The sequence below is a fragment of the Devosia sp. genome (assembly GCF_017307565.1).
Taxonomy (GTDB): domain Bacteria; phylum Pseudomonadota; class Alphaproteobacteria; order Rhizobiales; family Devosiaceae; genus Devosia.
In genome coordinates, this window is the sequence record NZ_JAFKHD010000077.1 from 1 (window position 1) to 4202 (window position 4202).

Here is a 4202-nt window from a genome sequence, read left to right on the forward strand (position 1 = left end):
AAGTCGATGCCGTCGAGGATGTCCATGCCGATGTCATGGGCGAAGGTGTCGTTTGCGGGGCAGTCATTGCCCTGGTGCAGGATGCCGTTGGCAATGCGGGCGGTGTGGTAGGCGGTGTCGTCGGACCAGTCGGTCGTGGCTTCGACCGGGGCGATGATGCGGAAACCGAGGGCGACGGGGCCGCGGCGGTCCTTGTGGGCGAGGTGCGAGGGTTCGGTCGCAAAACCCATGCGGTGAGTCTCGCGGAGATCGTCGATCTCGACCTTGGCGCGGAGGCGGTACATGCGCATACGCTTGAAGAAGTCGTCGGCGACGGATTGATGGACGTCGAGCCAGAGCGCGTCTTCGGCCCATCCGGCGAGGCCTTCGGCGAGGATTTTGCCTTGGGGAGAGAGCAAGGCCCACAGGCTGGCGGGTTCTTCGGACGATGTGGGCATGACGCCGGTGACCACATCATTGATGAGGCGATGCGCTTCGGGACCGGAGAAACGGAAGATGACGCGGTCGCTGCGCAGCACGATAGCCATATGGACACTCCACAAACAGAGGTTCCCGCTTTCGCGGGAATGACCCGGTGATGGGATGGACAGGCAAGGGCGCGAGCTTCTAGAACCGAACGCAATCAACCATCGGCGGGATTAGAGACATGGCGCAGTACGACACGATTTTCAAGAACGCGACCGTGGTCAACCATGATGGTGAGGGGCTGGCCGATATTGCGGTGAAGGGCGGCAAGATCGTTGCGCTGGGCACGGTCACTGGCGACGCTGATGAGGTGGTCGACTGCAAGGGGCTGCACATCCTGCCAGGCGTCATCGATACGCAGGTGCATTTTCGCGAGCCGGGCCTGACGCATAAGGAAGATCTGGAGACAGGTTCGCTTGGCGCGGTCATGGGTGGTGTGACGGGCGTGTTCGAAATGCCGAACACCAATCCGCTGACGACGACGCGCGAGACGTTTGAGGCCAAGATCGCGGCTGGCACCAACCGCATGCATTGCGACTTTGCCTTCTACATTGGCGGCACGCACGAGAATGTCGGCGAACTGGCGGTGCTCGAAAAGCTGCCCGGCTGTGCCGGTGTCAAGGTGTTCATGGGATCTTCTACGGGCTCGCTGCTGGTGCAGGACGATGCCGGTGTGGAAGCCATTTTGCGCGCGATTTCGCGCCGCGCCGCCTTCCATTCGGAAGACGAATATATGCTCGAAGAGCGCAAGCATCTGCGCGTGGCGGGCGATCCGTCGAGCCATCCGATCTGGCGCTCGCCTGAGGTGGCGATGAGCTGCACGACGCGTCTGGTGAATCTCGCGCGAAAAACCGGCAAGCGCATCCATGTGCTGCATATCTCGACCAAGGAAGAGATTGTTTATCTCGCCGAACACAAGGACGTGGCCTCGGTCGAGGTGACGCCGCACCACCTGACGCTGGATGAGACGGCTTATACCAAGCTCGGCACTTATGCGCAGATGAACCCGCCAGTGCGCGACAAGATCCATCGCGAGGGCATCTGGAAGGGTGTCGAGAATGGCGTCGCCGATATTCTGGGGTCCGACCATGCGCCGCATACGCGCGAGGAAAAGGACCATGAATATCCCGCGAGCCATTCGGGCATGACCGGCGTGCAGACGCTGGTGCCGACCATGCTTGATCACGTGAATGCGGGGAAGCTGAGCCTGCAGCGCTTTGTGGATATGACGAGCCATGGGCCGAACCGACTGTTTGGCATTGCCGGCAAGGGGCGGATTGCGGTGGGTTACGACGCCGACCTGACCATTGTCGACATGAAGCGGCGCGAGACCATCACCAATGAGTGGATCAAGAGCCGTGCCGGCTGGACGCCTTATGACGGCGTGACGGTGACGGGCTGGCCGGTCGGCACCATCGTGCGTGGGCACAAGGTGATGTGGCAGGGTGAGCTTACGACGCCGAGCAAGGGGCAGCCGATGCGGTTTTTGGAAGCGTTGCCGGCCCAGGGCTAGCGTTCTCTCGCAGTCCTGAGATCAAGCGTTTCACCACTGGTGCGGCTCCCGTTCGGTGGGAGCTGGGCCCTGGCCTGCGCCGGGGTGACAGCCGATAGGTAGCAGCTTTTGGGCGCTTCCCGCGTTTGGTGGGAAGCGCTGTTTGGCGCCCCGCGCGCCGTGCATGACAGATTCGTCAAAGACGCACTTTTGTTTAGTAAGTGGGCATATTATATGCACGCTTACTAAATTTGGGTCCGCCCGATGAAAAGCATGGAAACAGCACCGATTTTCTATCTGATCCACGAGGTGGGACGGGGATTCCGTCGCCAGCTCGAGGAGCAGACGCGTGGCCATGACCTGACGCTGCCGCAGTGGCGGATCATTACCAAGCTGGGACGCGAAGACGGCATGTCGCAGGTGGCGCTGGCGACGGCGATCGATACGGACCCGATGACGCTCAGTGCCATTCTGAAGCGCCTGTCGGACCGGAAACTGGTGCGCCGGGCGCCCGACCCGCAGGACGGCCGGGCCAAGATAGTGACGCTGACCACCGAAGGCCTGGCGCTCTACCACATGGTCGATACGCTCGGCACCGAACTCTACAAGACCGCCATTGCCGGGATGGACAAGGCGGAAACCCAGGACCTGATCGAGGGCCTGGCACGTATTCGCGACAATCTTGCCGGCGGCGACGCCGAAACGAAGGACGAAGTCTGATGAACGCCCATGCGCCCGAACCCAAGCCCGGCGAGGCGACCCCTGCACCCGCCGATGCAATCGTGACGACTGACGTGCCGGAAAAGAAGAAGCGCCACCCCGGGCGTCTTTTGCTGATGGTCAGCGTGCCTGCGCTGCTCGTTGCGGCCGGCGCCTATTTCTACCTGACCGGCGGCCGCTACGAAGAAACCGACAATGCCTATGTGCAGCAGTCCAAGGTGGCCGTTTCGGCTGACGTTGCCGGGCGCATCACCGCGGTCAACGTGACCGAGAACATGCTGGTGCATGCGGGCGATCCGATCTTCTCCATCGACCCCGAGCCCTATCAGATCGCGCTTGAGCAGGCCAATGCGGCGCTCGGCACGGCACGGGTGAATGTCGAGCAGCTCAAGGTGGCCTATGCCACGGCCGAAAAGGCGCTGAAGGCAGCGAGCGACGTGCTGGCGATCCAGCAGTCGACCTTTGACCGGCAGGATAGCCTCGTGAAGCAGGGTATCGCTTCCACGGCGACGCTCGATACGCCAAAACTGTCGCTGCAGCAGGCCGAAAATGCCGTTTCGACCGCCCAACAGCAGGTGAACAATGCGGCTGCTGCCCTTGGCGGCAATGCCGACATTGCAACCGATGACCACCCGGCGGTCAAGACCGCTCTGGCCCAGGTGAGCCTGGCCGAACGCAACCTGGCCAAGACCAATGTGGTTGCGGTAACCGACGGCGTCGTCAGCCAGATTTCGAGCCTCAATGTCGGCCAGTTCGTTGCTGCCGGCACGACCATTGCAAGCCTGGTTGAAACCAAGGCGAGCTGGGTGGAAGCCAATTTCAAGGAAACCCAGCTGGCCGGCATTCACGTCGGCATGCATGCAGAAGTCACAGTCGACGCCATTCCCGGCCGGTCGATCGAAGGCACGGTGACCAGCATCGGTGCTGCGACCGGCTCGGAATTTTCGCTGATCCCGGCCCAGAACGCCACCGGCAACTGGGTGAAGGTGGTGCAGCGCGTGCCCGTTCGCGTCGACTTCGAAGGCAAGGATGTGCCGGCCGAACTGCTGCGCTCGGGCATGAGCGCCGTGGTCAGCGTCGATACCGGAGCCAATACGCTCGAACGCATGACTGGCGCGGCCAAGCCGCTCTGATGTGACGGGCCTACGGGCCCGTCCGCACTTTCCCTCAGGAGGCCAGCATGGCCGAAGCTGTTTCCCAACCCGCCCTTATCGTTAGAAACAAGGGCATGCTCACGCTCGCGTTGATGCTCGGCACCATCATGCAGGTGCTCGACACGACGATCGCCAATGTGGCCCTGCCGCATATGTCGTCGTCGCTGGGCGCCGCGCAGAACGAGATCAACTGGGTTCTCACCTCCTATATCGTGGCGGCCGCTATCGCGACGCCTCTGACCGGCTGGATGAGCGATCGACTGGGCCAGCGGCGGTTGTTCCTCGGCGCGGTGATCGGCTTCACCGTGGCCTCGGCGCTCTGCGGCATTGCCCAGAGCCTGCCCGAAATGGTGCTGTTCCGCGTGCTGCAG

4 protein-coding genes and 1 pseudogene are annotated in these 4202 nt (G+C 62.4%); 4 read left to right on the forward strand and 1 reads right to left on the reverse strand.

The genetic code is table 11. From position 1 onward, the window contains the following. Positions 1 to 527: pseudogene (locus J0I64_RS02475) on the reverse strand (hypothetical protein); the annotation flags it as partial. Positions 528 to 646: 119 nt separating this feature from the next. On the opposite strand from J0I64_RS02475, the gene J0I64_RS02480 reads away from it, so the two are divergent. The 4 genes from J0I64_RS02480 to J0I64_RS02495 form a co-directional block, all read left to right on the forward strand. Then, complete coding sequence (locus J0I64_RS02480; RefSeq protein ID WP_291406044.1) at positions 647 to 1978, forward strand: dihydroorotase; 1332 nt, start codon at positions 647 to 649, stop codon at positions 1976 to 1978. A gap of 252 nt (positions 1979 to 2230) precedes the next feature. Continuing rightward, positions 2231 to 2677, forward strand: a complete 447-nt coding sequence (locus J0I64_RS02485; protein ID WP_291406045.1) for a MarR family transcriptional regulator — start codon at positions 2231 to 2233, stop codon at positions 2675 to 2677. After that, positions 2677 to 3810 (forward strand): HlyD family secretion protein, encoded by a 1134-nt coding sequence (locus tag J0I64_RS02490; RefSeq protein WP_291406046.1) that lies wholly within the window; start codon positions 2677 to 2679, stop codon positions 3808 to 3810. The genes J0I64_RS02485 and J0I64_RS02490 overlap by 1 nt, the downstream gene beginning before the upstream one ends. A gap of 47 nt (positions 3811 to 3857) precedes the next feature. Then, the coding region (locus J0I64_RS02495; RefSeq protein WP_291406047.1) for an MFS transporter at positions 3858 to 4202 on the forward strand (345 nt) is incomplete at its 3' end.

Excerpts from the sequence above, each read along its gene's own strand:
- J0I64_RS02480 (WP_291406044.1), top strand. The coding sequence starts at position 647 with ATGGCGCAGTACGACACGATTTTCAAGAACGCGACCGTGGTCAACCAT.
- J0I64_RS02485 (WP_291406045.1), top strand. The coding sequence starts at position 2,231 with ATGGAAACAGCACCGATTTTCTATCTGATCCACGAGGTGGGACGGGGA.
- J0I64_RS02490 (WP_291406046.1), top strand. The coding sequence starts at position 2,677 with ATGAACGCCCATGCGCCCGAACCCAAGCCCGGCGAGGCGACCCCTGCA.